The following is a 4,756-nucleotide window of genomic DNA, read 5'->3' as shown; positions in this document are numbered from 1 at the left end:
GAAAGCATCTAAGCGGGAAGCCCGCTCCAAGATAAGGATTCCTGACCACCCTCCGGGGTGGTGACAGACCCCACATGAGACCATGTGGTCGATAGACCGGACGTGGAAGCCCCGCAAGGGGTGGAGCCGACCGGCACTAACGGTCGAAAACGACCCCCCGCCACGACGCCCCGCGCACCACACGCGACCGGGACACGCGACTGGAGGATCCACACGAACCAAGCATCAACACGCAAACAACGAACCATCGTTCCCGCAGCACGAACACCTGCGCCCGCGTCCACCATCCGGTCCCCAAACCAACCACCAACCCCCACACGGGGGTGAACATGAATAACAGAACAACAGTCTTGCGGCGGTCACAGCCCAGGGGAGACGCCCGGTCCCATTCCGAACCCGGAAGCTAAGACCTGGCACGGCGATGGTACTGCACCCGACAGGGTGTGGGAGAGTAGCACGCCGCCGCACCCACACTTCACCCAGGAGAGCCCACCCAACAGTGGGCTCTCCTCATTTTTTCCTCTCATATCCAGCCCAATATCAGACGGTTATCCGCGACAGTCATCTGGTGTTTCACACCTGATATGACAATGACGATATCGGGTATACTGGAACGGTATCAAGCGAGGTCCATCCCCGCTTTTTCTATGCCATGCCGCATAAGCGGTCGGCGTGCCCTTCCCGCAGTGCTCGGCAACGCGGAATGGGCCGCAATCATGCCGAGCCAAGAAAGGGTAGCCGGGGACGGCCTCTGCACTGATGCCCAATCGCGTCCATTCCGATTCCTCATTGACGTCACCGAACCATCATCCCACTCCACCGTCTGACCGTGAAGACGGCGAAACACCTACGGCCGAGCGCATCGAGCCGAAACTGTTGCTCGCGATCATCGCGACCGGCATCATGGCCTTCATCGGCATCCTCACGAGACGATGACCAATGTGCTCTTCCTGGCGCTTGGCCCCACGGTCGGGGGTGTAGGCGTGTCGGCGATCGGCTGGCGCTGGATGTTCGCGATTCTGATCCCGTTCCTGGTGATCGCGGGCTTCGTCGGCGCCGCGACGATCCGCCAACCGCGCCCGACCGAGCGCGTACGCTTCAGATGGGTGCAGCTGGTACTGCTGATGATCGGCTTCATGGCCTTCGTGTCCGCGCTTGATCGGGCCGGAGCCTCCATCACGGCGCTGACCTCCGGTGAGCCCGGCGCATCCGGCACGCTTGTATTCGCCGCCGTGCTGTTCCTCGTGTCATCAGTGGGCGCCCTTGTATGGTTCGCGTCGTTGAGCAAGCGCTCGACGGACCTGCTCATCCATATGGGCGTCCTGCGTTCGGTGCCGTTCCGTTGGCATCTGCTGGCCTATGTGATGCTGGAAGGCGTCACGATCGGTTTCGGCTATCTCATTCCGAATCTCGCCCAGCTCGGCTTTGGCTCGACGACGACCGTCGCGGGCCTGTTGATCCTCCCCGGCGCATTGCTGGGCGCAGTGCTGGCGCCGGTCGGCGGCGCGTTGCTCGATCGTTTTCGGCCCGATGCGCCCGATTCTCTCGACGATGGCGCTTGCCATCCTGGGCATCATACTGATGCTGCTCATGGTGCGTCCGACCGCAAGCGTCTGGATGATCTGCGTAGGCTACATCGCGTACATGATCGGCTTCTCGATGGCCTATCCCAATACGATGACCGCGGGCATGAGCGTCATTTCGCCGCGCATGCAGCCGGACGGCAACGCCATGTTCAGCACGTTCCAGCAGCTCGCGGGCGCCGTCGGTACGACGGTGATGTCCATCTGCCTGGGTGTGGCGCAATCCGGACATAGCCTTGAGAAGGACAAAACGGCCTTCGAGACGGCCACCCAGCACGGAGGCCGTGCCGGCATGACCGTCCTGCTCGTCGTCCTTGTCTGCGCGTTCCTCGCGAACGTCCGTGCGTTCGCCGGCCGCCGGACGCGTTGAGTGCAACAACGCATACGCCCCCGGGTGTTCCATGTGAAACAATCGATCTGTTTCACATGGAACACCCGGGGGCGTATGCGTTGTTGAGAACGCCGAAGAGGATTCGGAAGAGGATTCAGTCGTCGTGCCGTGCGAGCAGCGCGTCGACCTCATCGAGCCACAACGTGCCCTGCGCATACGTCGGCATCATGAAACCGTCGCGCAGATCGAGACCGGCCGATCCGATGCGCGGACCGTCGGGAAGATCGTGGCGCATGAACTGGGTCGCGAAGAACCTGCCGTAGAACGTGCGCATCCACTTGAGCAGCCGTTCGTCGTCATACTTGGATCCGAACGCGCACCGCGCCAGCCGGAACGACTTCGCCGGCCGGTATTGCGCGCGCAGGAACCCGTCGATGAAGAAATCCTCGACCTCGACGGGCGCGATGTCGGCGAAACCCCGCGCCGCATAATGGTCATGCTCGGGGACATGGAGCGGATCGCCATGGGCGATGATCGGTCCGAGCGCCGCATGCAGCCGTTCATCGTCGGTCGTCTTCGCGACATGTGCGAGCATCAGCGGCACGAAGGAGCGTACCAACTGGCTGTTCACGGCGTACTGCATCGCCAGATCAAGAGGGAAGCCGCTGATGCCGAGCGCGAGTTCCGTCATGTCCGCTGGATTGACGAGCGCCTCGGCTGCGGCGGCGATCGGCGGTTGCGCGGCATCGAAAATCGTGCAGCCGACCGCGGCGGCGAGGGAATCGAGCAGCGCCTTGGCGTGACCGTTCGGCCGCGCTCCGGGGAATCGCATATGCACGGCCGTGCGGGGGAGTCCGGCGAGATCGGCGGCACGCACGGCGACGAGCAGCGCGAGTGCCGCATCGGCGACCGCGGTGTCCTCGGCAAGCACGGTGATGCGGTCGGCGCCGCGGTTGTGCAGGAACGCGAGCATGCCATGCGCCTGCATCGTCAATGCCAGGTCGCAGCAGTCGTCGCGGTCGTGCGGATCCGCCGGCACGAAGGGCTGCGGCGAGACCGGACGCTGCAGCGGATGCTCGGGGATGTCCATGTCGAACAACGTCTCGTGATAACCGGCGGCTTGCGCGCTCGCGGCCACTTTGAACGACGACATGCCGCGGCGTGCGCCCCACAGGCTTTCGACATCCACATCGGCGATCGCGAAGTCTTCGCCGAATGGTCGAGCCTGCGCGAGCACGGCGCCGTTCTCGGCGATGATCTCCTGTCCGCCGACCGTCACGTCGCTCGTCGAATCGCCTTGGCCGGAGCTGCAGTAGGCGTAGCAGCACAGCAACCGCGCGCTTTGTCCGCTGATGAGGCCGCGGCGGTAGATGTCCTTCTCCAGCGACGCATTCGATGCCGAGCCGTTGCAGATGATCGTCGCGCCCGCCAGCGCGAGTCGGATCGAAGGCGGCTCGGGCGACCAGATGTCCTCGCAGATTTCATAACCGACGCAAAGCTGCGGCATCTGACGGCAGCGGAACAGCTGATGCGAGCCGAACGGCACGTGCGTCTGTCCGGCCACGGTGATGTCGGTGACCTCGGCGGGGCCGGAATTGAACCAGCGGCCTTCGAAATCCACGCCGTAGGTGGGGATGAAGGTCTTCGGCACGACGCCGAGGATACGTCCGCGGTGGCATACGGCGACGGTGTTGTAGATCTTGCCGTTGATGCACAGCGGGACGCCGACGGAGAACAGCACGTCGAGATCCGCCGTGCGCGCCGCGAGCCGTCCCAACTCGCGCTCCGCGCTTTCCAGCAGAATACCGTGGTACAGCAGATCGTCGGCGATGTACGACGTGAGCACGACCTCCGGGAAGGCGACGATCTTGGCGCCGAGCTCGGCTGCATGCCGCAGACCCTGATAGCAGAGGTCCGCGTTGTGCGCGGGGTCGGCGACGGTGCTCGCCGGACTGATCGTGGCCACTGGGACGAAGCCGTCGTTCGGCAGTCCGATGGCCGTCTGCGTCGTCTGCGCGGAGGCTGATGGTGGCGTTGATGTGGTGGACATGGCTCCCCTTCCGTGGGCATGTACCGGATCCTGCGACTGCGAACCGTATGCGCGCCGTCGCTTATGCATCCGCGATGCGTCCGGTCTGGGGCCCAGCTTAGTGCGCTTGTGCACATGGGGCGGCGATGTATGACGTGGGCGTAGTGGTGTGTGTGACACGCGGGTGGGTGGGTGTTTTTGGGTGGTTGGTGTGGGTGTTTTGGTTGGTTGGGTGTGGTGTGGTGGTGGTTGGTGGGGTGTTTGCGACACGCCGGTGGATGTGTTGTGGTTGTTGGGTTTTGGTGGTGTTGTGTTTGGGTGGGTTTGCGTTTTGGTTTGGGTTCGTGTAAGTTATTCATCTTGCTGCCGGTTGGTGAGCTTCGGGACTGGGTTCCGGTGTGATCCGGCTGTGTGTGGTGGTTTGAGAACTCAATAGTGTGTACTGTACTACTTCATCATATGGCCGACGTTTGTTGGTTGTGTGGTGGTCTTTGATTGCCAGTCCGATGCCCGCCCGTGTGGTACCCGAGGGGGTTTGATGGGTGTCGGGGTTTTTGTGTGACCGTCCTTCCTTATTGGATGGTCCGTCTTTTTCTTTTGTGAGTCATCTGTTGGATGTCTCCATGAATGTTTTTTGTGGAGGGTTCGATTCTGGCTCAGGATGAACGCTGGCGGCGTGCTTAACACATGCAAGTCGAACGGGATCCGGCCAAGCTTGCTTGGCTGGTGAGAGTGGCGAACGGGTGAGTAATGCGTGACCAACCTGCCCCATGCACCGGAATAGCTCCTGGAAACGGGTGGTAATGCCGGATG

At 62.6% G+C, this 4,756-nt stretch carries 2 protein-coding genes and 3 rRNA genes; 4 read left to right on the top strand and 1 reads right to left on the bottom strand.

The annotated features are described in order from the left end of the window. The 3 genes from B1400_RS08780 to B1400_RS09545 form a co-directional block, all read left to right on the top strand. Nucleotides 1-160: ribosomal RNA gene (locus tag B1400_RS08780) — 23S ribosomal RNA — on the top strand; the annotation flags it as partial. Nucleotides 161-351: 191 nt separating this feature from the next. Further along, nucleotides 352-468: ribosomal RNA gene (gene rrf, locus B1400_RS08775) — 5S ribosomal RNA — on the top strand. Between the two features lie 464 nt (nucleotides 469-932). Further along, nucleotides 933-1,817, top strand: coding sequence for an MFS transporter (locus B1400_RS09545; protein ID WP_133064675.1), 885 nt, complete (start codon nucleotides 933-935; stop codon nucleotides 1,815-1,817). A gap of 251 nt (nucleotides 1,818-2,068) precedes the next feature. On the opposite strand, the gene B1400_RS08755 is transcribed toward B1400_RS09545, so the two are convergent. Beyond that, on the bottom strand, nucleotides 2,069-3,964 hold the full coding sequence (locus B1400_RS08755) for a nitrilase-related carbon-nitrogen hydrolase (protein ID WP_095614015.1): 1,896 nt from the start codon (nucleotides 3,962-3,964) through the stop codon (nucleotides 2,069-2,071). A 612-nt stretch (nucleotides 3,965-4,576) separates the two neighbouring features. On the opposite strand from B1400_RS08755, the gene B1400_RS08750 reads away from it, so the two are divergent. Then, nucleotides 4,577-4,756: ribosomal RNA gene (locus tag B1400_RS08750) — 16S ribosomal RNA — on the top strand; the annotation flags it as partial.

The organism is Bifidobacterium italicum, assembly GCF_002286915.1.
Classification (GTDB): Bacteria; Actinomycetota; Actinomycetes; order Actinomycetales; family Bifidobacteriaceae; genus Bifidobacterium; species Bifidobacterium italicum.
The sequence above is the reverse complement of the archived record's forward strand: the minus strand, read 5'-3'. Positions and strand labels throughout refer to the sequence as shown.

Bases quoted from the DNA above. Each gene is read 5' to 3' on its own strand.
- B1400_RS09545 (WP_133064675.1), top strand. From the start codon at position 933: ATGACCAATGTGCTCTTCCTGGCGCTTGGCCCCACGGTCGGGGGTGTA.
- B1400_RS08755 (WP_095614015.1), bottom strand. From the start codon at position 3,964: ATGTCCACCACATCAACGCCACCATCAGCCTCCGCGCAGACGACGCAG.